The sequence below is a fragment of the Rhodococcus ruber genome (genome assembly GCF_027270735.1).
In the GTDB taxonomy this organism is placed as follows: domain Bacteria; phylum Actinomycetota; class Actinomycetes; order Mycobacteriales; family Mycobacteriaceae; genus Rhodococcoides; species Rhodococcoides rubrum_A.
Genome location: NZ_JAPWIJ010000002.1, coordinates 379,888 through 402,865, shown reverse-complemented (window position 1 = coordinate 402,865; position 22,978 = coordinate 379,888). Strand labels below are relative to the sequence as shown.

31 protein-coding genes are annotated in these 22,978 nt (G+C 62.3%); 18 read left to right on the top strand and 13 right to left on the bottom strand.

The genetic code is table 11. The features are described from left to right. The first annotated feature begins 149 nt into the window (after nt 1-149). Nucleotides 150-719, top strand: a complete 570-nt coding sequence (locus O4220_RS05655; protein WP_269602676.1) for a cysteine hydrolase family protein — start codon at nt 150-152, stop codon at nt 717-719. 76 nt (nt 720-795) lie between these two features. Next, the gene (locus O4220_RS05650) at nt 796-1,116 is read left to right on the top strand and encodes a hypothetical protein (RefSeq protein WP_269602674.1); all 321 of its coding nucleotides are present in this window, start codon (nt 796-798) and stop codon (nt 1,114-1,116) included. Between the two features lie 163 nt (nt 1,117-1,279). On the opposite strand, the gene O4220_RS05645 is transcribed toward O4220_RS05650, so the two are convergent. Further along, on the bottom strand, nt 1,280-1,780 hold the full coding sequence (locus tag O4220_RS05645) for a hypothetical protein (RefSeq protein WP_269602673.1): 501 nt from the start codon (nt 1,778-1,780) through the stop codon (nt 1,280-1,282). Nucleotides 1,781-2,124: 344 nt separating this feature from the next. On the opposite strand from O4220_RS05645, the gene O4220_RS05640 reads away from it, so the two are divergent. Next, a complete protein-coding gene (locus tag O4220_RS05640) occupies nt 2,125-2,460 on the top strand; it encodes a hypothetical protein (protein WP_269602672.1) in 336 nt (111 codons plus the stop codon). Nucleotides 2,461-2,528: 68 nt separating this feature from the next. Then, nucleotides 2,529-3,302: a class I SAM-dependent methyltransferase gene (locus tag O4220_RS05635; RefSeq protein WP_269602671.1), complete on the top strand. Its 774-nt coding sequence runs from the start codon at nt 2,529-2,531 to the stop codon at nt 3,300-3,302. Between the two features lie 50 nt (nt 3,303-3,352). On the opposite strand, the gene crcB (O4220_RS05630) is transcribed toward O4220_RS05635, so the two are convergent. The 3 genes from crcB (O4220_RS05630) to O4220_RS05620 all read right to left on the bottom strand — a co-directional run bounded on the left by crcB (O4220_RS05630) (nt 3,353) and on the right by O4220_RS05620 (nt 5,531). Beyond that, a complete protein-coding gene (gene crcB, locus O4220_RS05630) occupies nt 3,353-3,721 on the bottom strand; it encodes a fluoride efflux transporter CrcB (protein ID WP_269602669.1) in 369 nt (122 codons plus the stop codon). Next, on the bottom strand, nt 3,718-4,227 hold the full coding sequence (gene crcB, locus O4220_RS05625) for a fluoride efflux transporter CrcB (RefSeq protein ID WP_269602668.1): 510 nt from the start codon (nt 4,225-4,227) through the stop codon (nt 3,718-3,720). Before crcB (O4220_RS05625) ends, crcB (O4220_RS05630) begins: the two co-directional genes overlap by 4 nt. A 158-nt stretch (nt 4,228-4,385) precedes the next feature. Then, nucleotides 4,386-5,531 carry a citrate/2-methylcitrate synthase gene (locus O4220_RS05620; protein WP_269602666.1) on the bottom strand — a complete coding sequence of 382 codons (1,146 nt, stop codon included), beginning with the start codon at nt 5,529-5,531 and terminating at the stop codon, nt 4,386-4,388. A 113-nt stretch (nt 5,532-5,644) separates the two neighbouring features. Here O4220_RS05620 and O4220_RS05615 point away from each other — a divergent pair, with 113 nt between their 5' ends. Then, nucleotides 5,645-6,829 (top strand): citrate synthase, encoded by a 1,185-nt coding sequence (locus O4220_RS05615; RefSeq protein ID WP_269602665.1) that lies wholly within the window; start codon nt 5,645-5,647, stop codon nt 6,827-6,829. Here the strand turns inward: O4220_RS05615 and O4220_RS05610 are convergent. Then, nucleotides 6,823-7,461, bottom strand: coding sequence for a TetR/AcrR family transcriptional regulator (locus O4220_RS05610; RefSeq protein ID WP_269602664.1), 639 nt, complete (start codon nt 7,459-7,461; stop codon nt 6,823-6,825). The genes O4220_RS05615 and O4220_RS05610 overlap by 7 nt on opposite strands. Nucleotides 7,462-7,703: 242 nt before the next feature. Between O4220_RS05610 and O4220_RS05605 the strand changes: the two genes are divergently transcribed. From O4220_RS05605 to O4220_RS05595, 3 genes are read left to right on the top strand one after another with little or no spacing between them, the layout of a single operon-like run. Further along, the gene (locus O4220_RS05605) at nt 7,704-8,828 is read left to right on the top strand and encodes a DUF5938 domain-containing protein (RefSeq protein WP_037172954.1); all 1,125 of its coding nucleotides are present in this window, start codon (nt 7,704-7,706) and stop codon (nt 8,826-8,828) included. An 11-nt stretch (nt 8,829-8,839) separates the two neighbouring features. Next, nucleotides 8,840-10,396: an acyl-CoA synthetase gene (locus O4220_RS05600; protein ID WP_269602663.1), complete on the top strand. Its 1,557-nt coding sequence runs from the start codon at nt 8,840-8,842 to the stop codon at nt 10,394-10,396. Continuing rightward, on the top strand, nt 10,393-11,148 hold the full coding sequence (locus tag O4220_RS05595; protein WP_269602662.1) for an SDR family NAD(P)-dependent oxidoreductase: 756 nt from the start codon (nt 10,393-10,395) through the stop codon (nt 11,146-11,148). Before O4220_RS05600 ends, O4220_RS05595 begins: the two co-directional genes overlap by 4 nt. Before the next feature lie 18 nt (nt 11,149-11,166). Here the strand turns inward: O4220_RS05595 and O4220_RS05590 are convergent, their stop codons facing one another. Both O4220_RS05590 and O4220_RS05585 read right to left on the bottom strand, forming a co-directional pair. Then, nucleotides 11,167-12,099, bottom strand: coding sequence for a TIGR01777 family oxidoreductase (locus tag O4220_RS05590; RefSeq protein ID WP_269602661.1), 933 nt, complete (start codon nt 12,097-12,099; stop codon nt 11,167-11,169). Continuing rightward, nucleotides 12,096-12,767 (bottom strand): TetR/AcrR family transcriptional regulator, encoded by a 672-nt coding sequence (locus O4220_RS05585; RefSeq protein ID WP_269602659.1) that lies wholly within the window; start codon nt 12,765-12,767, stop codon nt 12,096-12,098. Before O4220_RS05585 ends, O4220_RS05590 begins: the two co-directional genes overlap by 4 nt. Before the next feature lie 158 nt (nt 12,768-12,925). Here O4220_RS05585 and O4220_RS05580 point away from each other — a divergent pair, with 158 nt between their 5' ends. Further along, nucleotides 12,926-13,870 (top strand): SMI1/KNR4 family protein, encoded by a 945-nt coding sequence (locus tag O4220_RS05580; protein WP_269602657.1) that lies wholly within the window; start codon nt 12,926-12,928, stop codon nt 13,868-13,870. 66 nt (nt 13,871-13,936) lie between these two features. Here O4220_RS05580 and O4220_RS05575 read toward each other — a convergent pair whose 3' ends face one another. Next, complete coding sequence (locus tag O4220_RS05575; RefSeq protein ID WP_269602656.1) at nt 13,937-14,875, bottom strand: hypothetical protein; 939 nt, start codon at nt 14,873-14,875, stop codon at nt 13,937-13,939. 75 nt (nt 14,876-14,950) lie between these two features. Between O4220_RS05575 and O4220_RS05570 the strand changes: the two genes are divergently transcribed. Together O4220_RS05570 and O4220_RS05565 are read left to right on the top strand one after the other, a co-directional pair. Beyond that, a complete protein-coding gene (locus O4220_RS05570) occupies nt 14,951-15,496 on the top strand; it encodes a PadR family transcriptional regulator (protein ID WP_269602655.1) in 546 nt (181 codons plus the stop codon). 104 nt (nt 15,497-15,600) lie between these two features. After that, nucleotides 15,601-16,011, top strand: a complete 411-nt coding sequence (locus O4220_RS05565; protein ID WP_269602654.1) for an SRPBCC family protein — start codon at nt 15,601-15,603, stop codon at nt 16,009-16,011. On the opposite strand, the gene O4220_RS05560 is transcribed toward O4220_RS05565, so the two are convergent. Together O4220_RS05560 and O4220_RS05555 are read right to left on the bottom strand one after the other, a co-directional pair. Further along, complete coding sequence (locus O4220_RS05560) at nt 16,005-16,964, bottom strand: phosphotransferase family protein (protein ID WP_269602652.1); 960 nt, start codon at nt 16,962-16,964, stop codon at nt 16,005-16,007. The two genes, O4220_RS05565 and O4220_RS05560, sit on opposite strands and share 7 nt — an antisense overlap. 12 nt (nt 16,965-16,976) lie before the next feature. Beyond that, nucleotides 16,977-17,357, bottom strand: a complete 381-nt coding sequence (locus O4220_RS05555; RefSeq protein ID WP_269602651.1) for a MerR family transcriptional regulator — start codon at nt 17,355-17,357, stop codon at nt 16,977-16,979. Nucleotides 17,358-17,412: 55 nt separating this feature from the next. Between O4220_RS05555 and O4220_RS05550 the strand changes: the two genes are divergently transcribed. Next, entirely contained in the window at nt 17,413-18,261 is an 849-nt protein-coding gene (locus tag O4220_RS05550; RefSeq protein WP_269602650.1) for an alpha/beta fold hydrolase, read from the top strand. A gap of 63 nt (nt 18,262-18,324) precedes the next feature. Beyond that, nucleotides 18,325-18,996, top strand: coding sequence for a class I SAM-dependent methyltransferase (locus O4220_RS05545; RefSeq protein ID WP_269602648.1), 672 nt, complete (start codon nt 18,325-18,327; stop codon nt 18,994-18,996). Nucleotides 18,997-19,012: 16 nt separating this feature from the next. Here O4220_RS05545 and O4220_RS05540 read toward each other — a convergent pair whose 3' ends face one another. Continuing rightward, nucleotides 19,013-19,288 carry a hypothetical protein gene (locus O4220_RS05540; RefSeq protein ID WP_269602646.1) on the bottom strand — a complete coding sequence of 92 codons (276 nt, stop codon included), beginning with the start codon at nt 19,286-19,288 and terminating at the stop codon, nt 19,013-19,015. Nucleotides 19,289-19,353: 65 nt separating this feature from the next. Between O4220_RS05540 and O4220_RS05535 the strand changes: the two genes are divergently transcribed. Together O4220_RS05535 and O4220_RS05530 are read left to right on the top strand one after the other, a co-directional pair. Beyond that, nucleotides 19,354-19,791, top strand: a complete 438-nt coding sequence (locus O4220_RS05535; RefSeq protein ID WP_269602644.1) for a protein-tyrosine phosphatase family protein — start codon at nt 19,354-19,356, stop codon at nt 19,789-19,791. A 45-nt stretch (nt 19,792-19,836) separates the two neighbouring features. Continuing rightward, nucleotides 19,837-20,139, top strand: a complete 303-nt coding sequence (locus tag O4220_RS05530; protein ID WP_269602642.1) for a helix-turn-helix domain-containing protein — start codon at nt 19,837-19,839, stop codon at nt 20,137-20,139. On the opposite strand, the gene O4220_RS05525 is transcribed toward O4220_RS05530, so the two are convergent. Continuing rightward, a complete protein-coding gene (locus O4220_RS05525; protein WP_269602640.1) occupies nt 20,097-20,723 on the bottom strand; it encodes a ClpP family protease in 627 nt (208 codons plus the stop codon). The genes O4220_RS05530 and O4220_RS05525 overlap by 43 nt on opposite strands. Further along, the gene (locus tag O4220_RS05520; protein ID WP_269602638.1) at nt 20,720-21,328 is read right to left on the bottom strand and encodes a ClpP family protease; all 609 of its coding nucleotides are present in this window, start codon (nt 21,326-21,328) and stop codon (nt 20,720-20,722) included. The genes O4220_RS05525 and O4220_RS05520 overlap by 4 nt, the downstream gene beginning before the upstream one ends. Nucleotides 21,329-21,427: 99 nt before the next feature. Here O4220_RS05520 and O4220_RS05515 point away from each other — a divergent pair, with 99 nt between their 5' ends. The 3 genes from O4220_RS05515 (at nt 21,428) to O4220_RS05505 (ending at nt 22,969) form a co-directional block, all read left to right on the top strand. Then, the gene (locus O4220_RS05515; RefSeq protein WP_269602637.1) at nt 21,428-21,895 is read left to right on the top strand and encodes an SRPBCC family protein; all 468 of its coding nucleotides are present in this window, start codon (nt 21,428-21,430) and stop codon (nt 21,893-21,895) included. Between the two features lie 27 nt (nt 21,896-21,922). Beyond that, nucleotides 21,923-22,372: a YdeI/OmpD-associated family protein gene (locus O4220_RS05510; RefSeq protein ID WP_269602636.1), complete on the top strand. Its 450-nt coding sequence runs from the start codon at nt 21,923-21,925 to the stop codon at nt 22,370-22,372. Between the two features lie 108 nt (nt 22,373-22,480). Next, a complete protein-coding gene (locus O4220_RS05505; RefSeq protein ID WP_269602635.1) occupies nt 22,481-22,969 on the top strand; it encodes a histidine kinase in 489 nt (162 codons plus the stop codon). Nucleotides 22,970-22,978 lie beyond the last annotated feature (9 nt).

Here is a 22,978-nt window from a genome sequence, read left to right as displayed (position 1 = left end):
CCGAGTTACAGTGCAGCTCAGTACAATTTACGCAGTACGGCGGTCATCACGCAGCGCACTACCGTGTGCTGATCGAACGCTGACGAGGGTGGGTAAGGGGCCACCCGGCACTATGGTCTCGACGGCTGACGGAGGTTAGCCTGGACAGTGTGAACTCTCCATCGATATGCCTCGAGCGGCCTGCCCTCATCGTCGTCGACGTGCAGGCCGGGTTCGACGACTCCGAGTTCTGGGGTCCACGGGACAACCCGTCGTGCGAGAGCAATATTGCTGCGCTCCTGCGGGTGTGGAGGTCGAAGGCATGGCCGGTCGTGTTCGTTCGACATGACTCCGATAACCCGCAGTCTCCATTGTCGCCGACTGGTGCGGGGCATGCGTTCAAGAGGATGATCGACGGGACGCCAGATCTTTTGGTCAGCAAGAGAGTCAACTCCAGCTTCTACGGAACGCCGGATCTCGATGCCTGGCTTCGGGGTGAAGCTATCGACCAAGTGGTGATCTGCGGGATCACCACAAACCACTGCTGCGAGACCACCGCGCGCATGGCGGGCAACCTGGGCTACGACACCTATTTCGTCATCGACGCCACTCACACCTTCGATCGCGTGGCACTCGACGGGACCACTGTTCCAGCCGCGACGCTGTCGGCCATGACGGCGACAAATCTGCACGGTGAATTCGCGACAGTTATCAGGACTGCCGACCTGCTCTCGCACTGACGAAGAAGCACAATGCAAGTGACAGGTCGAATGTCTTCGGGCGAGTTCTCCGGGAGAAGCAGGAACGGAGGCTGAGATGGGAAGAATTGCATCGCCGGTCATCGCTGGCATCGCAGCGCTGTCGTTGATCGGCTTGATCGCATCGTTCGGAGCCTTCGCGGAGTGGGGATTCATCGGCGGTGCGGAGGAATTGTGCGCGCGGATCCCCGGCACGCTGTACGACGCGCACTGGGCATGGTTGCCCGTGCCGGTGGCATTGTGCGAGCACTATCTCGACAGCGACCTCGTCGTCGGAACAACGGCCTTCAGCTGGGATAATTCCGGAGTCGGAGCGGCATGTGGATTCTTGCTCGTCGCCGGATTGTGGATTCTTCTGCGGCGGAACAGTACACACTGAACGCGTTCACGTCGGGCGGTGCGTACCCATGGAACATCAGTCGGCATACTCGCCAGCGATCACCACACCTTGTTGGGGCGGACTGCAATCAGCCACCTGCCCCACCCGACACCCATGTCCGTGTCGGTCTTCGGGTGGGGTGGGGTGATGAGGGTGTGGGCGGCTACGAGCTGCCGAAGAGGTTCCCAATCTCCACGCTGCCGAGGAAACCCCCGCCGGGAGGCGGGGGCGTGACCAGGGTGACCGGTACGCCGTCACCGAGGTTGAACGAAGCGATAGGCGCGATATCGGGGGTCAAAATAAGACCGGTAAAGGAGTCTCTGCAGAGAGCGGCGACAAGGTAGTCACCGTCGGGCAGTGTCGTGGTGTAGGTAGCCGTCCCGCCCACGGCCGGGGCAAAGGATCCGCCCACAACCGGCACGAATTGTTGGTCGACGATCACCGTGGTCGCGGGGTTGTCGGTTACCCAGACTTCGCAGCCGAAGAGGACTCCGTCGGACTTGACGTTGTCGAACTGGACGGTGATGACATTGCCGTCGGCTGTCACCTCGGCGTTGCCTGCGAAAACGGCGGCTCCAGCCAGGGCGGGGTTGGCAATCAGAGCAAGGGCGGTCGCGCCGGATACGGCAGCGGCGGCAGCCAGGCGGCGGGCGGGGAAATTCATCAGGGGCTCCTTGCTATGGGCGATCAAGACTGATCGGTTTGATGCTGTCACGGGATTGGTGTCCAAGCGTGTCTTTGCCATAAACCCACTCTCGCGACGAACCGAATCGAGGCGCTCGCCGATGACACCAGAAAGGCGGGATCCTGCAGTCGATGCTCGCTACCGGGTGGGTACGGCGGCAAAAGAATTCGTTCTTCGGATGGCTTTCGAGTACTGTATGAACTGGAGCTCGGTTGCACGGCGACAGAGCGAAAGATGCTGTGGCGCAGTATATGCAGGGGCCAACGAAATTTGACATATCGGCCGTCGAAGATGGTCGGTAGAGACCTGGCATCGGGGTAGTCGTGAACACCGCACTCGCACTTGGGCTGATCGTGGGAATAGTCGCGTTCGGCTACGGCTCGTCGGTCGGGATACGAGGCAAAGTTCTCTATCCGGAGTACTACGGCCACGAAGTACCGGACCGGGTGAAGACCACGCCGCACCTACGCGCACAGGCGAACAGGGTCTTCGTGGTGTGCGGCATCGTCGCTGCCATTCTGCTGCTGGCTCCGCTGGTGTGGTTGTTCCTCGACCTCCCGCGCGAAAGAACGACGTGGGAGTTGGCCGCGCTGGCAGCCTATGTCTTCGTCGCCGTGGTTATCGGTTGCTACCCGTTCGCCAAGATCAAGACCTTGTGACCATTTCGATCGGTGACCGTTGCATAAATGCGTGCAAGACACCGGTTGCGGTCTGACAGGCTGGAACCATGACCCGGTCGTTCGAGGAGATGGTGGCCGAAGCGGACTCCGTTTCGGTTGACGGCTGGGATTTCTCCTGGCTTCATGGTCGCGCAACCGAAGAGCGACCGACGTGGGGATATCAGCGGCTCATGGGAGAACGACTGGCGAGGGCCGAGGCCGCACTCGATATCCAGACAGGTGGGGGAGAGGTGTTGGCAGGAGCGTCGACGCTCCCGCCGACAATGGTTGCGACCGAGTCATGGCCACCGAATGTCGCACAAGCGACTGCTCTGCTGCATCCGAGAGGAGCGGTGGTGGTAGTCGATTCCGATGAGCCACCGTTGCCCTTTGCCGACCACGCGTTCGATTTGGTGACGAGCAGACACCCCAGCACCGTGTGGTGGGACGAAATCGCCCGTGTCCTGCGTTCGGGCGGAACCTATTTCGCTCAGCATGTTGGGCATTCGAGCGTATTCGAACTGGTCGAGTATTTTCTCGGCCGCCAGACCGATGAGATTCGGCGCGCTCGTCACTACGAGGACGAGAGCACAGCCGCGCGTGCCGCTGGTTTCGATGTGGTGGACACTCGGTTCGAGTCACTACGAATCGAGTTCAACGACATCGGCGCTGTCGTCTACTTTTTACGCAAGGTCATCTGGATGGTTCCGGGCTTCACCGTCGAGCAGTACCGCGACCGGTTGCGCGAACTGCACGAACAAATGCTGAGGGAGGGACCATTCGTTGCTCACTCCAGTCGCTTTCTGATCGAGGCCAGAAAGCCCAACCGAATGGTCCCCTGAGCATCCACTGGGGCTTTCAGGGTGACGAGAAGAGTGAGGGACCACCCTCATCAGATGTACGCCGTCGCGACCATCGCGACACCGACGACCGCGGTTGTACCGAGTGCCGTGCCGATGGCGTTGTAGGCCGCCAGTCCGTAGCGCCGCCGTTCGAGTAGGCGAACGGTCTCCACACTCGCGGTGCTGAAAGTGGTGTAGCCACCGCAGAATCCGACGCCGACTATTGCCTGCATCTGTTCCGGAGCCGACCTGAACGCGACCAATCCCGCCACGACACCGAGAACGGCCGATCCGGTGATGTTGATCAGCACCGTGGCGTAGGGAAATTCGGTCTTCAGCCGCGATCGGATGAAGCCGTCGAGCGCGAATCTGCTGACCGCCCCGGCACTTCCGGCGAGAACGACCCACAATGCGATCATCGCTTCTCCTCCGCGTGCGCGTGGGTACCGAACCGTTGCGCGAGAACGATGCCCGCTCCGGCGGCGAACGTACCGATCACCACGCTGACGATCATGTACACCGCGGCAGCGACCACACGATTATCCCGTAGCAGCTCCACGGTCTCGAGGGCGAACGAGCTGTACGTGGTGTACGAGCCGAGTACCCCGGTGCCGATGCACAGCCGGATCCGGCGTCGCCATCCGTGGTCGGGGCCGGACAGTGCGAGGCGCTCCAGCAACATTCCGAGGATGAACGCACCGGTGAGGTTGATGACGAGAGTGGTGAACGGGAACGAGCCGGTGACGGCCGGGTTCGCGGACTCCGCGCCGTAGCGAATACCGGTGCCCACGAGTCCACCGAGAGCTACCGCCGCAATTGCCGCTGGTTGGAGGTGTAGTGGACGGTTCGGTTCTGGAGCGTCCAGGTCCACCGGCATGGATCGGTCGGCGGAGGTACCGCCGTGCGTCTCGTCGAAATCTGTCATCGAACTTCTCCCTATCTGCGGACATGCTACTGCCGAGACAGGGACTGTTGTCGGTCCGAAGACCGAGGTTCGGTTGCGGCGAGCCCCACCGCCGCTGCGCACCGAGGCGCGTTTTCCATCATGGCACACCTCTGTGCGGCTTCGCCGCAGTGGCGCGGTTATGTGCCCTGGGCGGCACCTATTCGCACCACTGCCGAAGGCACTGGACCGTCGTAGCGGGCAATCGGCCGGATGATCTTGCTGTCGTGGGACTGTTCGACGATGTTGGCGCACCACCCCACCATCCGACTGCACGCGAACGTGGGGGTGAACATGGATCGCGGAATTCCGCACAGTTCCATCACGACGCCGGCGTAGTACTCGACATTGGCGTACAGCTTTCGATCCGGCTTCAGGTCTACGAGCGCAGCGGCGATGATCTTCTCGACCTGCACAGCCTTGTCGATGAGCTCTCCGCCGATCTCCTGCGCAGTCTCGCGCAGCATCACCGACCGAGGGTCATCGGTCCGATACACCGGATGACCGAAGCCCATGATGCGCTCGCCTGCAGTGATTTTGGAGCGTGCCCATGCGTCGGCGGATTCGATGTCGGCAATTTCGTCCAGCCCGTCGAGGGCGCGATCCGGCGCACCTCCGTGTAACGGGCCCGCGAAGGCACCGATCGCGGCGCACACCGCGGACGCGATGTCCGACCCCGTCGACGCGACAACTCGTGCGGTGAACGTCGAGGCGTTGAATCCGTGATCGATCGTGGCAGTGAGGTAGCGGTCGACGGCTCTGGCGCTGGTGGCGTCGGGCACTTCTCCGGTGATCATGAACAGCCAGTTCTGCGCCGTCGTCAGATCTTCGCGCGGCTCGACGGGTTGCTCGCCGGACCGAATCCTGTGTACGGCAGCCAAAATGGTCGGAGTCATCGCGCACAGGTGCAACGCCGTCGTTTGTTTGTCCGCCTCCGATGACTCGTACAGCGGTACCGCGTCCGCAAGACCGGACAGCACTGTCCGCAACGCCAAGAGAGGCTGCACGGGTCCTGATTGCGCCACGGTCTTCACGGCGGCTGCGACGTCGCCTGGCAGCACTCGCAGCGGAGCCACTGCGCGCAGGAACTCGGCGCGCTCGGTATCGCTCGGCAGTCGGCCTTCGACCATCAGAAACCAGGCATCCTCGAACGTGCCCGTCAGGGCCAGTTCGATCGCCGAGTATTGGCGATAGTGATAGAAGCCCTCGTCGCCTCGTACATCTCCGATCGATGTGGTGGTGACAACGACATTGTGCAGCCCCCGTGGGGCTTCGAGAACGGTCATGACTGATCTCCTTTGCGCTGGTCAACCACCACAATCCGCGCTAACGTTGATTGTTGTCAATGTTGATCCAATCAATGTGAAAGACGGCTATGAGGCATTCCGACGGTCGAAATATGCTCACCACCGTCCAGGCTGCAGCACGTCTGGGCGTCAAGCCCGAAACGGTGTACGCCTATGTGAGCCGCGGTCTGCTGACGAGCACTCGGCTGGCGGGAGTGCGAGGAAGTGTGTTCGACGTCGACGAGGTGGAAGCGCTCGCCGGCCGCGACACTGCCCGCCGCACGGATATCGGTGCAGTGGAGCGGATTCGGACACAGATCACATTGATCGACGACGGGCATCTGTACTACCGGGGCCTCGATGCCGTCGAGCTCAGCTCGCGCTCGTTCGAGTCGATTGCACACTTCGTCTGGACCGGGGAAATGCTGGAGGAGGTGCAGTTCATCGCTGATCCTGTTGTGGTGCAACGATGTCGAGAAGCGATAGCACTGGTGGCACCGGATGGCCGGTCGCTCGATTGCATACGGATCGCCGTCGATGTCGCGTCCACCTACCGTCCGCTGCGATTCGACATCGGGTCCGCCGCGGTGGTGCGCGAGGCGGGGCAACTGCTGGCAATTGTGGCGGCGGCCCTCGGCGACGGATCGCCGGAAACAACTGTGGCCGAATCTGTCTGGACAGCAGTGAAGTCCGACCGATCCGACCCGGGCGGACTCGTGCCGCTACAGGCTGCGCTGGTGCTGATGGCCGATCACGGTCTGGCTGCCTCGACTCTCGGAGTGCGGGTGGCCGCGAGTACCCGCGCCAATCTGCATTCCGTCCTCGCCGCCGGACTGGGGTGCATCGATGGCCCTTTGCACGGTTCCGCCGCCGACCCCGTGTATCGATTCTTGACGACGGCCATCGACGATCCGATAGCTGCTCTGGCAACACAATTCAGATCCGGTGCGCGAGTGCCCGGGTTCGGGCATGTCGTTTACACAGATCGAGACCCTCGTGCCGAGGAACTGCTTCGATTGCTTCGCGATCCCGCGCACGGTGCGGACCCCTCGGTCATCGCTGCTGCGGACGTCATCATCGATGAGGTGAGCAACAGGTTCGATACCTTTCCCAACTCGGATCTCGCTCTCGCCACGTTTACCCTCGCCTTCGGGCTCAGGGCCGACACGCCGGAGATGCTGTTCGCATTCGCCCGGATCGTCGGGTGGACGGCACACGCACTCGAGGAATACGCCGAAGCGCCCCTGCGCTTTCGAGTGCCGGGCATCTATACAGGAACCCGGCCGGGGGCCTACTGAGGCGTCGAGCAATCCACCATCGTGAAAGCGGAGCGCAATTGTGCTCGCGCGGCGTCGATCTCGGCCGGCTTTCCTGCGAGGTGGTGCAGAAGGGCTCGCTGAAAGATGCCGTCGAGAAGCACGTACGCCGACGCCCGATCGAGAGAAAGTGTGGTTCCGCGAAGCTCGCAGTAACGAGCAACGACGCGCCAGATCATGTCCACCCGACGCTCTTCTATCTCGAGCACCTCGGTACGGAACGAGTCGTCGAACAGAGCTTGATTCCGCAGGTCGTACCAGAGTCGATGGATGCCGGCGTCCGCAGCGAGAGTGGCGAAGTACTTGGCCTCGAAGTCCGCGTAGAGGCCCGTCGCGTCGACTGCGTTGGCCACCACCTCGTCGTAGCGGGTGACGCAGATGGCCTCGTACTGGCGAACTGCGTGCGTGATGAGGTCGAGTTTGTCGGTGAAGTAGTAGTGCAGGACGCCGTGCGAGAACTCGGAATTTTGCGCAATCTCTCGTAGCGAGGTGCGCGCATAACCCAGCTCGGCCAGCGTGTGCAGCGTCGCCTGCGCCAGTTCGGTTCGCTTGGACTCGAACTTGTTGCGAGCGCGCTCTTCGATACGCGCGCGCGGATCGACCGTTTGTGTCATGGTCCGGGTCCTTTCCGCGCGTAGATGTCCCAGTGTATGCCCGACGGCGAAGTTGCGAACCACCGCATTTCGCGCTGCCTGGACAGTTGTCAAGAAAAAGCTTGACGTCTGTTCAAATTCTAGCCTACTGTGACCCACAGCACATGCCGGAGCGGTGGATGAACATTCGTCCCCTCCGGTGCTCCAACTCGCAACCCAACTCGGTCCGCCCTGCGGACGGGCCGTCCACGAGAGGACTTTCCATGCCAACGGACAAGCGCGTCGTCGTCTACGGTGCATCGGGTTATACCGGCAGACTCATCTGTGAGTACCTGCGTGAGTACAACATTCCCTTCCTGGCCGCCGGGCGCGACGAAGGCCGCGTCAAAGGCATTCTCGACGCGGTGCCCGGCATCGAGACCGTCGAACACGACGTCGTCGAGGTCGAGCACACCGCTGCGGCCCTGGCCGAGGCGTTTCGTGGTGCCGAGATCGTCCTCAACACGGTCGGGCCGTTCTCTCGATTCGGGCACGAGGTGGCGCAGGCCTGCCTCGAGATCGGCGCGCACTACACCGACACCACCGGTGAACAGGACTGGATGATCGACGCCGAAACCAAATACGGTGCCGAGTTCGCCTCCCGAAACCTGGTGCTCACACCAGGTTTGGCACAGATGTACAGCATCGGTGAGATTGCCGCGAACATCTGCCTCGAGACACCGGGCCTGGACACCCTCGACATCGAGGTCTTCTGGAAGGGGCATCCGACAGTCGCCTCGACCAATACGATTCTCACGAACGCCGCGTTCTCCAAGGCCTACTATCTCGAGCAGAACGAGTACGTCGAATGGCCGGACGACGGAGTCATGCAGGTGGTGGTGCCCGGCCAGCACGACCTGGGCCTGGCGCTTCCCTGGGGCGGAACATCCCATCCGGTGTGGTTCAAGAACGATCCGCGAGTAGCGAACGCCCGGGCCCTCGGCGGCGTCATCAACAAACCCCTCATGCTGGCGGTACCCCAAATCATCTCTGCCGCAATGGCTCAGATGGAGGGCAAGTCCGATGCGGAGAAGTACCAGATCATCGACACGGTATCTGCCTCCGTACGAAGCGAGACGCCACCCCGGGAGAATCCGCGGATCAATACCTCGCTGGACTCGGTGTACGCGTCGGGACCCCTCGGGCGCGTGCACACGGTGATTCACGGCAACTGCAACTACAAGCAGACCGCGCTGCTCAACGCCTTCGCCGCGGCGCATCTGCTGCAGGGGCCGCCGAAGAAGGTCGGATTCGCGTCCAGCTGCCAGGCATTCGGGCATCGGGAACTGCTCGGCGTCCTTCGCGCCTTCGGACTGGTGCTCGAGCCCATCGTCACCGCGCACAGCTGAGGAATGGGCCGATGCGGTTGTCGGACTACCTCGACAAAGGGGTGTCGCTGGGCCGAGATGCGCCCTGTCTCACGATCGGTGACTCCACTCGAAACTACGGCCAGGTGTACGACGACACGGTGTCCATCGCCGCTGCGTTGCAGCACAACGGAATCGAGGCAGGCGATCGGGTTGCCGTGCTCTCCGCCAACGACCCGCTGGCGCTGACCTGTGTATTCGCGATCTCGCGAGCAGGGGCAGTGTGGTGCCCGATCAATCCACGCAACGAAGCGGACGAGAATCGGCAACTGTTCGACCTGTTCGGTTGTCGATTCCTGTTCTTCCAGAAAGCCTTTGCGGACCTGGTCGGTCGCATTCGCGAAAAACTCCCTCGGCTGGAATGGCTCGTCTGTCTGGACGGCGACGTGCCAGGAGCGCTCTCTTACGAGCGATGGCTCGTCGAACACGGTTCCGATTCCGTGATCGACAGGCGGCCGGCGGACGGCGTGTGCATGATCGCCGGCACAGGTGGCACAACAGGAAAGCCCAAGGGAGTGAGATTGACCGAGGAGAACATGATGACCTCCACGGCAACCGCACTCATGAGCTATCCCTTCGGCGATCGGCCTCGGTACCTGGCTCTCGCCCCACTGACTCACTCTGCTGGAGTGCTGACGTTCCCCATCCTCAGTCTGGGTGGACATGTGGTTGTCATGGGCGCGCCGGACGTCGGGAAGTTCCTCTCCCTCATCGAGCAACACGGCATCACCCACGCGTTTCTTCCGCCGACCGTGATCTACGGTGTGCTCGATCATCCGGATCTGGACATCACGGACCTGTCGTCGCTGCGGTGCCTCTGGTACGGGGCCGCGCCGATGTCTCCGACACGACTGGAAGAGGCGCTGACCCGAATCGGGCCGGTTCTCGGACAGCTGTTCGGGCAGACCGAGGCACCGAACATGATCGCCACGCTCGCTCCGGCCGACCACTTCCGTAGCGACGGATCGGTCGCCACCGAGCGACTGAGTTCGGCAGGAAAGCCGACTCCACTGACAACGGTGGCGATCATGAACGACGACGGTGGACTGGTCGAGCGCGGCGAGCGCGGCGAGATCGTGGTTCGCGGGCCTCTGGTGATGGAGGGCTATCACGAGAATCCGGACGCGACAGCCGAAGTCGGTGCACACGGCTGGCACCACACCGGCGACATCGGGTATCTCGACGACGACGGCTATCTGTACGTCGTCGATCGTGCCAAGGACATGATCATCACCGGCGGGTTCAACGTCTACTCCGCCGAAGTGGAGCAAGCTCTGTTGTCGCATCCGGCGGTGAAGGAATGCGCCGTCGTTGGGCTGCCCGACGACAAGTGGGGCGAACGCGTCACCGCCGCAGTGCTGTTGCGTCCTGGCCGGGATGCAACCGACACGGACCTGATCGCCCACGTGAAAGCAATGATCGGAAGCATCAAGACACCCAAACAGATTCAGATATGGACCGACCTTCCCCGCTCGAAAGTGGGAAAGATCCTCAAGACCGAAGTGCGCAGCACCATGTCTCACTCACTATCGAAGGGAAGCACACCATGACCGAGTTCGAGGGCAAGCGAGTATTCGTCACCGGGTCCGGAGCCGGCATCGGAAAAGCCATCTCCACGATGTTCATCGAGCGCGGTGCACGCGTCGTCGTCAGCGACATCGACGAAGGTGCAGCGGCAAAGACGGCACAGGAGATCGGTGCTGCGGGCATAGCGAACTGTGATGTGTCCGACGAGGGGCAAGTTCAGAGCGCGGTCGCCCAGGCCATCGAGATCTTGGGTGGACTCGACATCGTCGTCAACAACGCGGGAATCGAAGTATCGTCACCGCTGCTCCAGCAGTCGACAGAAAGCTTCGACAAGATCTACGCCGTCAACGTCAAAGGCACGTTCCTGGTGATGAAAGCCGCGATCGGCGCACTGATCGAATCGAAGGGGAACATCGTCAACATCGCGTCGCTGGCCGGCGTTGGCGGAACAGCGTTGCTCGGCTCCTATTGCGCCACAAAGGCTGCGGTCATTCAGCTCACCCGTGTGGCGGCCATCGAGATGCGGGCATCGGGAGTGCGAGTGAACGCGGTGTGCCCTGGATTCGCCGATACCGCAATGGTCGATCGCTTGGTCCCGGACTTCGAGGCCGCGACACAGATTCCATTCGGTGACCTGGTCGCCGCGAAGCAGGGACGACTGGGAACACCCGAGGACATCGCCGAGGTGACATTGTTCCTCGCCTCGGACCGGGCGTCGTGGATCACCGGTAGCCACTACATCCTCGATGGCGGGTTGTCTGCGTCGCTGGTGTAGAGATCGAGGAGCTCCCCGTCATCCCAGGGCGACGGGGAGCAACCCTCGGGGCGTCTCGGATGCGATGTCGGCCAGCGCGTCGTCCAGCGTCGGATATCGAAACTCGAAACCGCTGTCTGTCAGCACATATGGATCCACCCATCGGCTCTTCAAGACCAGCTCTGCCTCGGTGCGAATCACTCGAGCGCCGAATTGCAGCAGCCATGCCGGAGTCGGCAGTCCGCGGCTTCGGCCCATGGCGTTCCTGACCCGATGCATCAGCTCGTCGTTGGTCACCGGAAACGGAGTGGCGACGTTGACAGGGCCGGAAATGCCTCGGTTGTCGTAGAGATGATCGAGCACACGGGCAACGTCCGCGACGTGCACCCAACTGAACATCTGGCCGCCGTCGCCCATCGTGCCGCCGAGTCCGACTCGTGCCAGGTCGATGATCGGATTGATGGCCCCGCCACCTGCGCCCAATACGATCGACATTCGGAGCGCCACTTTGCGAGTTGCCACATCAGCGTCGAACAATTCACGTTCCCAGGCGCGAGCTACCTCGACCGAGAAGCCCGACCCCAGCTCACCCGACAGCTCGTCCATCGGCCGATCACGCGAATCTCGATAGATGGTTCCGGTGCTGGCGTTGACCCACAACTCGGGTGGGTTCTGTGCCTGAGCCAGGGCACGCCCGAGTTGGGCGGTCGTCTGGATTCGCGACGACATGATCTCGTCTGCGTTTTTCGTGTTGTAGCGACAGCTCACCGAGCGGCCTGCGAGATTGACGACCAGATCGGCACCGTCGAGAACCTCGACAATGCTGCGATGGTCGGACCACGTTGCGTCGTTGGATGTTCCGCGGCCGATGGTCTCGACTTGGATATCGCGTTCTTCGTAGTAGCGACGCAGGTAGCCGCCGATATAGCCGGAGGCACCGCAGATGACGACACTCGATGGTGAATCGTTCACTGGTCCAACCCTTCCGACGAGGTCATTCGTTTCAAGAGACCGGCCACGTCGGTGACCAACCCCCGTGCCACGGGGAGACGAGCAAGGCGCACGGCCTTGGATACGACGGGAACGAGCCCGTCGACCAGTACGCGCGTGCGCCGCTGGTTGTCCGAGGAGTCGGTCACCCAGTGCAGAGTGACTCCCATGTAGATCATCCAGAGCAGTGTCGGGAGAGCGTCTTTCAGTGACGCCGGAACCTTCTGTTTCGACGCGCTCAGGGTGGTTCGCATGAGATCGATGGCCATGGATCGGGCGTCGGACGATTCTTCCGAGAACGGACTGGAACTCGTGCTCGTCGGCAACGCCAAATGCAGGAAGGATCCACCGAACGCGTGATAGGGCTCCATCACGTCCAGGCCGGAATGCAGTACGGCGGCAAGATTTTCGGACAGCGATCCGCCGTCGACGAGGACGCTGAGCGCCCGCTCGCGATGATCGCGCTGAATCACCATGTACAGCTCGTTGACAAGCTCATCCTTGCCTGCGAAGTAGTAGTAGGCATTCCCGAGAGAGACGCCCGCTTCGTCGGCAATGCGACGCATCGTGGTTGCGTGAAACCCTTCGTCGCGAAAGAGGCGTAGAGCTACCTCGACCACCTTGTCGCGGGTGCCGGATGTGCGAGCCATCGATTCGCCTCAATTCTGAACGTGTTCAAAATGGACGGTAGCCCCTATTTTGAACATGTTCAAGGATCAGTCGACAGGATCCCTCCGGAGGTGTCCATCCGTCGACCCGGTCCGAACTCCGGTCCAGCAGCGAACTCGGCAGGACTTAGGCTGTGCTGATGGTCTATTGGGCAATGTCACAGGTCGATTCGGCGGCAAGGGTCGTGGTTCGAGACGGTTATGTCGACGGCGACGATGCCGCGTTCGGAGAGGTTGTCGATAGCGCGTTGTCATCGCTCACGGAGCGGCCGGAGGCCGCCGTCTGGGCGACATTGAGCGCGACGCATGTCCCAGTACCCGAATTCGGTGAGTCCTCGAAGACTCGCGGGGACCTCATAGCTGACGTAGAGCGACGAATCCGCGACGAGGAAAACCGACGGCGGGCCAGTGGATCGATGCCGTCGAGCAGTCTGCATCCGACGCGACCGGGATCGGTTCGGGAGCAGTGGGCTCGCATCACGGACTGGCTGCACGAGCGTTTTCCGGAGAACTCGATCTCGGGGGCCGAATCCGAATCGATCGAACAGGCGATATCCGCGACTGGGCAGAAGTGGCCTGCGGAGCTGGTCGAGTTCTTCGAGCTGGTCGACGGCGATACCTCGGGGCCCGCATTCGTCGCGATCTTGCCGCGCTACCAATTCCTGAGTCTCGACGCGATGGTCGAGGAGCGAGCAGAGATGATTCAGATCTGGGCCGACGTGTGGAGCGCACGTGGGTTGTCGGTGCCGCCCTCTGCGGGGGAAAATGCCTTCACCTTCGCTCCTGCATTCGTCCCGTTTGCAGGCATGGACGGCAACTTCTTGTTCGTCGACACCCGTCCCGGCGAGCTGTATGGATGTGTCTCCGAATTCGACAAGTCGGGATCGGACGAACGCGGTCCGCGTTGGCTGTCCATCAGCGCCATGCTGACAGATTTGGCAGACAGTCTCACGGAGAACAGAGAGTTCGACGACGGTTGGCAATGGTCCACCGAGGGCGGGGCCCTTCAATGGGATTGGAGCCGCGCGAATTCTGTTGCGCGGGATATCAGGCGTGCCATCGAGGGTGGCGTTGCCAGGTCCTGATGTAGTCAGCCTGCACAGGTTTCGACGACGTCTCTGTCGGCGGTCCGGCCTTGACCGGGGCGCACGTCAAAGGTGGCGTGCGAACAGGCGGCAGAGTGCGTCGAACCCGGGTTTTCTGGTGTAGTCGTCGCGAAGTACGCCCCACTCGTTCTGCCATCGGTCGTCGGTGACGATGTCCCTCAGGCCGAAGAGTTCGTAGGCCGTCACATCGCAGTTCGCGTTGACGACTGCCTCGGCGACCAGTTCGAGAATCTGCGCTTGGGTGGCTTCGTCCCGGCCCGCTCCGGTCGGCCACCCGGTTTCGGTGACATGAAACGGGAGGACAGGGGAGAAGCCGGCGACAGTAGCGCGGTGTCGTGCTGTGCGCACGAGATAGGTTGTCGCGTCCGAAATCTCGTGCAGAGGAACCGGATGGAAGACATCGGGGAAGAAGTCGAGTCCCAGGTAGTCGAGCTGAGCGACCAGGGCTGGAGTCAGCGAGCCGGCAAGGCGATGCCAGAACTCCTCATCGGCAAGCCCGGCTGCGTTCACGCCGATGAGCACATCGGCGCCTGTCCTCGCGCGCTCGTCGACAGCGGCTGCCACTGCTGCGGAGACGGCCTCGAAGCAGCCTGGGCTACCGCCATCGAGGGGTGCAGGCATATTCAGCTCCTCGCCGATCTGAACCTTGCCACCGCCCCAGCCGTGCACGTCGTTCACCGCCTTCCGCACGAACCGCGCGAACCCTTCGGTGTTCGGTTCAGAGGACTGGTAGCTACAGACGAGGTCGATTCGTCGCCCACTGCCTGCGTACTGGGCGGGGTTCGCGGGGGTCGCTTCGATATTCGCGAAATTTCCTACGCCGGAGCCGAAATGGCGGAAGCATCTGACGTAGAACTGCTCGGCACGTCCCTGCAATTCGGTCAACGCAACCAGGGTTTCGTCCACCCGCTCGGGCGGGGCGTCGACTGACTGAAACGTCACCAAATCTGCGTTCGCCACGCCGGGCCATATGCCGAAGATCATCGATTCCCCTTAGCCGTATACGGTCACTCTTCGGGAACGGTAGCCGTATACGGTCATGGTGTCTATTCTTGATCTGTGCCGACCAACGCTCTACTGAACCCACTGGTCCTTCCGATCCTTGGGTTGCTTGTCGAAGAACCCCGGCACTCCTATGCGATCTTTACCGAGCTCAGGTCTCGTCACGCGCACATGACCGTGCGCAACGGCACCGTGTACACGCTGATCGAGCGGCTTCGAGCAGAAGGCTGGATTCGAAACGACGACTCCCGAACGCCTCCAATCGTCGAAATAACTCCCGACGGCGTAGAAGCGCTCAGGCAGAACGTGATTCGACAGGTTATGGACTCGGATTTGATCGAAGGACGCGCCTTCACTACTGCATTGGCGTATGTCGGCATACTCGACAAACAGGAGGCCCGAGAGTTGTTGTCGGTGCGAGCCGCGGCGGTCCGCGACGCAGTTGCCCGACTGGAAGACGCCCTGAGCAAGACCGACATTCCCCCGCTGCACATGATCGAAGCCCACTACATGCGCTCGAAGCTCGCCCACGACGCTGAATGGCTCGAACAGATCATCGCCGATGTCGATAGCGGGAATCTCGTCTGGGTGACCGGTCGTTGATCGTTCCCGACGTATGCGCCGATCTGATCCGGTCTTCCTCAGGTGAAGATGCTGGTGGCGCGATTCCCGCGCGGCGAAAGCTCCTCGTACGTAGCGTCACTGGCATGAACCACGAACCCGCAGTCGCAAGTCGACACGTCAGTCGAGTCATAAGGCGCACACCCGAGGATGTGTACGAGTTCGCCGCGAATCCCGCGAACTTACCCAGATGGGCAGCAGGATTGGCGAACAGTCCCGTGACCATCGACGGTGATCGACTGATCGCTGAATCGCCGATGGGGCGGGTGACAGTCCGCTTTGTGCCACACAACGACCTCGGCGTCCTCGACCATGACGTGACGTTGCCGTCCGGCACCACAGTGAACAACCCAGTACGGGTACTCAGCCATCCAAATGGTGCGGAAATTCTGTTCACGGTCCGCCAGATCGAACTGAGTGACGAAGAATTCGAGCGCGATCTCGGCATGGTCGCCGAAGACCTGAAGAGACTCGCGGAGGTGTTGGAAGCTCACTGACCACGCGCGTCCATCAACATGGAGATGTACGCGTCCAATCGATCCTCGACGACGCCTGGCGTCAAGTCGGTGCGCCCCGCTTCGCGCCACGGGGCAGCCCACAACTGCACCTCCTCGGAACAGGCCAGCGCGTCGCGCACGCGCCAGTACTGCCGCGATCGTGTGCTCTCGGAGAGAACGCCGCCGGCATCTTCGTAGGCAGAGGCGAACTGCGGTCCCCACTGTGGCCCGTGCAGCAGAGCAAGATTGGTCGAGCAATGCGCTACGTCGAGATCCGTCGGACCCCACGATGCCCCCGCCCAGTCGACAACTCCGGTGATTCGAGGCGTGGCGTTCTGCGATACGTCGAACAGGACGTTCCCAGGTTGGAAGTCTCGATGCAGAACTCGTCCGTCGTATGTCGGCACAGGCCTGCGTAATACGTCTATCGCGGCGGCCCACACTTTCGCGCCTGCTCGGGCGGGCACCACGACGGAATCTGCAGTCGTCATCGCCTGATACTCACGGGGTCTGGGTTCGGCCTTCACCGCATGAATCTCGACGAGTTGCCGGGCAAGAAGGGCGACCCGCTCGCGCACGCCATCGTCGGTGAGAACCGTCGAACCCGGCAGATGGGTCATGAGGAGTGAGGGGTACTCACAATGGGCAGCGGTGGGATCGAATGCCACCAGTTGGGGAACCGGCACGCCCGAGCCCGAAAGAAATGTCAGGGCTGCGCTTTCCCGGCGCAATGAATCCTCGGCGTGTAGCACGCTGGCTGGATCTGTGTAGGTGCGCAACACCAGGTTCCGACTGAATCCATCTGTCGTCCCGATGGTCAGCTTCCGGATGTCTGCGGTGATACCGCCGGATAGTGTTTCGGATTCGATGATTCGTTCACCGGCGTTCAGGTGTCGACTCACCCATGCTCGAATGGACGGACCCATTGTCGAGAGAGATTCGGCGCCGGTCACTGTGTCACCGTCTCACGTCGATCGAACCTGCGTAGCCGAGTACTCGCTGCACTGCGCACATCGGGTGAGCAGGTCATGTGTGCACGAGACAACGTGCGCGAGGAAGCGCTCGGCGTAGTCGAGTTGAGCTTGTTGCCGTCGTATTCGAGCCAGTTGTTCTTCGATCACTGCGGTACGTTCGGGCTCGTCTCGATGAAGTATCAGGCGAATATCGGCCAAGCTGATCCCGACGCCCTGACAGGCACGCAGCACTCGCAGTCGTCGCACATGTTCCTCGCTGTAGTCGCGGTGGCCCGACGGTAGGCGCTGTGGCACAACGACACCGGCGTCGTCCCAATGTCTCAAGACATGGGTCGGAACGTCGAGCTCCCGCGCAACCTCTCCGATCTTCACCTGCCGATGCTCTCACGTTGACTTCAGGTCGACCTGAAGTATTACGTTCATCGCCATGACGATCGACAGATTCGATCTACCGGAGCCCATCTTCGTGTCCGTGGGCGGCGCTTCGGTAGCGACCTACGAGCTGACTCCCGATGTGGACGTGCCATCCGCCGACGTCGTGTTCTGCCATGGAACCCCCTGGTCGGCACAGGTCTGGATCGAGGCCGCTCGACACCTCGGCGCTGGACATCGGGTCTACCTGTGGGACATGCCGGGATACGGCCGCTCCGCACGGGGATCTCACGTGCGGACCGACCTGGCCACCCAGATGTCGCGATTTGCGATGTTGCTCGACCATTGGAAGTTGGAGCGACCCTTCGTCGTCGCGCACGATATCGGCGGTGCAGTCGCCCTGGGAACCCACCTGACACACGGACGCGACTACGGCAGTTTGTTCGTGTGGGACGTGGTGACCCTGGACCCGTGGGGATCTCCGTTCTTCCAGCTCGTCGCGGACCACAGCGACGTTTTCGCCGCGCTGCCGGCTCCCCTGCACGCAGCACTCGTCTCCGAATACATTGCAGGAGCATCACATCAGCGACTACACCGAGACACCGTGGCGATGTTGACCGAACCCTGGAACTCCGACGAGGGTCAGCCAGCCTTCTACCGACAGATCGCCGAACTGCGGCCCGAGGACACGCGACCGATCGTCGACGCGCTTCCCCGAGTCCGCTGCGACACGTCCATCGGATGGGGCGAGCAGGACCCGTGGATTCCCGTCGACCAGGCATATCGACTGCGGCAGTTGTTGCCGGGTCGATCGAAGGTGATCGCACTTCCGGGCGTGGGGCATCTGGCACCGCTGGAAGCTCCATCGCTCGTCAAACAGGCCTTGGATGCTTGGTTGGGTTGACCTGTGTGGTCGAGTCGGCGTCGCCGCGCCTCGTGGATACTGGGTTCCGTGGTGCTGAGACGAATGGGAACGTCCCTTATCGGAGGCAGAGGAGCCCAGTGGCTTCGCGAGCTGAACGAGCGACACCCATGGAGTCACAACGACTACTTTCACAGTTGGATTCTGGCGAACCTGCCCGACAGGCGCGGTAGAGCACTCGACATGGGCTGTGGCCGAGGCGGTCTGGTGCGTGCATTGGCTCCACACTTCGATCAGGTCGCGGGGGCGGACCGCAATTGGGAGATGCGCCGAATCGCAGAGATCACCTCTGCCGACGTGAACAATGTGTCGATCACAGACAGCCAACTCGACTCCTGGGCAGACGATTCGATCGATCTCGTGACCATGGTCGCCGTCCTGCATCACCTCGACATGGACGACGCATTACGCCATGTCGAACGAATTCTCGCGCCGGGCGGACGCGCACTCATCGTCGGGCTCGCGCCGCCACGAAGCGCGGAAGATCTGCTGTGGGATGCGGTCTCGATCGTCACCAATCCATTGGTCGGATTTCTGCACCGCCCGTGGCCGAGTCCGGTCTTAGCACCGCCACCACCGTTTCCGGTCAAAGAGCCGGTGCTGAGCTTCGACGAGATCGGTCACTTGGTGGAGAAGCGGCTCCCGGGCGCGGTAATGCGACACCGCATAGGGTTTCGGCACACGATCGAGTGGACGAAGCCTGAAGCGAGTAAGTGACTATCGGTCGCGCAGCTCAGCCAGGCCTTCCGTCGCGTGTCAGTCGGAAGCCGCACCGGAAAAGAGTGAAGCCGAACGCGGCACCGACAACGGCACCGACGATGGGTTGCGCTTTTGTCCACCAGTCGAGGAACAGGCCGACTCGAACCTGCACGGCGATATCAGCAGTGGTCGCGTAGGCCCGGCTCATTTGTCCGGGTTCCACGTACAGGGTTCCGGCCCATCCGGACACGGACGCAAGCAGACCCACCGTGAGCCCTAGTGCGGCGAAGGCAAGAACAACTGAGCGCATGGGGGCACAATAATCGGTGCTGGGCAGAAACAGGTGTCGCGAACGGCATGGGAAGGACGCGCCGAATGTGGGATCAACACAGCCGGGGCGTGCTGCGGTTGCCGTCGGGCAGTCTCGTTCGTGGCCGCGCCTTGCGCGATCCGATGCCGGGCGGCCCACGGCCTGCTCTCGGGGTCTACCTGCAGGGCAGAGATCCTGGTGGATTCGACTGGGACAGCCGATGGGTTCGTTGGCCCGACTTCTGGCTCCCGTCCGACTCGAAGGAGCTCGCGGTGGTACTACGAGAAGCATTGCGCCGCTCTACAACCGAGAAGGTCGAGATTGCGTGCACCGGTGGGGTGGGGAGAACTGGCACAGCACTGGCGTGCCTCGTCGCGCTCGACGGTGTGCCCGGCAATGCGGCGATCGACTACGTCCGGCGACACTACTCGCAACGGGCCATGGAAACGCCCTGGCAGAAGCGTTTTGCGAAGACGTTCGTCAAACCGGACTCTCTGCTCTGAGCAGAATCGCCGACACCTCATGGAATCGAGGCCTAGGCTCCGATCATGGGCGAGGTCATACGAATCGATGAGCGCCGAGCAGCGCGCGTAGTGGAACCGTTGTGGCGCGAGGTGGTCGGTCGAAGGCTACGCGAGCGCAGACACGCTCGCGGTGACACTCTGGCCGAGACCGCTGCCCGCGCAGGCATTGCGCCGCAGTACTTGTCGGAGGTCGAGCGTGGCCGCAAGGACCCGTCGAGTGAGATCCTTGCGGCCGTCGTCGGTGCATTGGGCACGTCGATGGCAGATATCTCACGCCTTGCGCATCATGACCTGTCGCGAGGAGATGCGACGTTGATGGCTGCCTGACGCCCCTCGAGAACCTGGTCGACGACGCCGTATTCACGGGCAGCGTAGGCCGTCAACACCAGATCCCGGTCGGTGTCGTGGCGCAGTGTCGCCGCGTCGCGGCCCGTGTGTCTTGCAAGGATCGATTCCATCTCGGCCCGGACTCGGACCACCTCGTCTGCAGCCAGAATCAGGTCGGGAATGGTGCCGCGTCCCTGCGCAGCTGGTTGATGCAACACCACCCGGCTGTGGGTCAGCGCAGAGCGTCGCCCTGGTGCGCCGGCAGCGAGCAGCACAGCACCTGCTGCGACGGCTTGGCCCACACATGTTGTGGCAACCGGTGATCCGATGAACTGCATGGTGTCGTAGACGGCCAGCATGGCGGCCGTGTCACCGCCCTCGCAGTTGATGTACATCGAAATCTCCTGATCGGGGGAATCGGCCTCCAAGTGCAGAAGTTGCGCGATCATCGCGTTCGCAACACCTGCATCGATCCCGGTGCCGAGGTAGACGATGCGCTCACTGAGCAGGTGCGAATAGACGTCGACGACGCGTTCTCCACGGGAATCTCGTGTGATCACATTGGGAATCGTGTACGTGCTCATCGGGCCATCTCCATTCCGAAGGACACCCGTCGAGCAGGCATGACCTGATCGAACGAGTCGACGATCGCGTCCACGAACCCGTACTCGCGGGCAGCCTCTGCGGTGAACCAGCGATCGTGCAGAGAGTCGTCGAAGATCTGCTCACGTGTTTGCCCCGTGTCGTCGGCGATGAGACCGAGAACGGTATCGCGGGTGTGCCTCAGATCGTTGGCCTGTACTTCTACTTCGACGGCCGACCCTCCTATGCCGGCGGAGCCTTGATGCATCAGGATCCGGGAATGAGGCAGGGCGTACCGTTTTCCTCGCGTTCCTGACGACAGTAGGAATTGACCAGCGCTGCAGGCCAATCCGAGCGCGAGGGTCGAGACGTCGCAGGGCACGAGGTGCATCACGTCCCGGATGGCGAGCATTGCGGGAACCGAACCTCCCGGAGAGTGAATCCACAGTGCAATGTCGGCGGAGGAATTCTCGGCTGCCAACGTCAGCAGGTGAGTGGTGAGGACGGTGCCGTTGTCGTCGTCGAGTGCGCCGTCGAGCACGAGAACTCGATGACGGAGGAGTTGGTTGCGGAGTTCGGGCGGGAACATTCGAGGCGCTTCGCTCATGAGTCGAGTGTGAATCCGAATTCGATTGCACACCAGTTGTTCTGCTGTGGGCAGCGACTCTGCTCACAGCTGCGTCGGCCGCCGAGGGACAATGGTGAGATGACTGCACTCGAGTTCTCCGAATCCATTGCCGTCGCTGCGTCGGTCGACGATGTGTACGCCGTCGTCTCCGACGTCACCCGTACGGGTGAATGGAGCCCGATCTGCCAGAAGTGCTGGTGGAACGAGCCCGGTGGCGGTGGTGTCGGATCTACGTTCACCGGGCGCAACGTGGTGCCGGGCCGCACGTGGGAAACGGTGTCGACAGTGGCTGCAGCCGAACCCGGACGTGAGTTCGCCTGGGTGGTGGGCGACAATTTCGTCCGCTGGGGCTACACCCTCGAGCCGGTGGACGGTGGCACCCGCCTGACCGAGAACTGGAACTTTCTACCCGACGGAATTGCCCACTTCCACCGCAAGTTCGGCGACGACGCGCAGCAGGAAATCGAGACTCGTAGCCAGGCGGCACTCGACGGTATCCCTCGGACGCTGGCGGCAATCAAGCGAATCGTCGAAGCCGGGGCCTGACCGACCTTCGACGGATAGCCTGTTCGCATGGCAGCAACCGTTCTGCGCATGTCCACGGTCCTCGAATCACGAGGCCCAGCAGCAGCAATTGTGCTCAGTGACGAGCAGGTTGCGTCCCTCGGTTCCACCAAGACGCCGCCGGTCCGGTTCACGATCGGTGGACAAACGGTGCGTGGTCGCATCGGCCGGATGGGCGGCGAGAATCTGCTCGGCCTCAACAAGAGCGTTCGCGCAACATTGGGCGTCGAGGCCGGCGACACCGTCGACGTGACCATCGAGTTGGACGACCAACCGCAGGTGGTGGAAGTGCCGCCGGCGTTGGCGGCAGCCCTGGACGCGGATCCCGCCGTCCGAGCGGCGTTCGATGCGCTGGCACCGTCGACGCGTAAGGAGCATGCCCGCTCGGTGGCCGACGCCAAGCGCGACGACACCCGCGAGCGGCGTGTCACGGCCATCGTGCAGGCTCTTCGACCCTGAGTGCCGCGGGACGTACGACGTGGCTCCTGGCTGCGACAATGAGCGCTGCCTGCGACAGTGACACCATCAGGGCTTGACGTGACACCACGGTGGTGTCATTGTTGATCCATGGAACTTGGGCAGTACGTCAACGATCTCCAACGTCGGTTGGTCGAATCGGCAGCGACCGGAGACGAGAACACTCGTGTCGCCGCTGAACGACTCGTCGACGGGATGGATGCGGCGACGCGCCTGGTGATGCTCGACGTGCTGTCGGCCGCGGTAGGCGAGATCAACCGCGACCTAGCCCCTGGTTCCGTGGACATCAGGCTCCGTGGACGTGAGATCGAATTCGTCGTGGCGGCACCTGTGGCGGAACCAGAAGATGACGGGCACGCATCTCCGACCATCGAACTAGACGATACGAGCACATCCCGCACCACTCTTCGACTGCCGGATGCGCTCAAGTCGCGGGTGGACGAGGCCGCGGCGTCGGACGGCATGTCCGTGAACACCTGGTTGGTGCGAGCCGTTGCTGCTGCTCTTCAACCCAAACAACGCCGCGCTGCGCAGCGAACGGTGCGTACCGGCGACAATTTCGCCGGCTGGGCCCGCTGAACCTCCGAA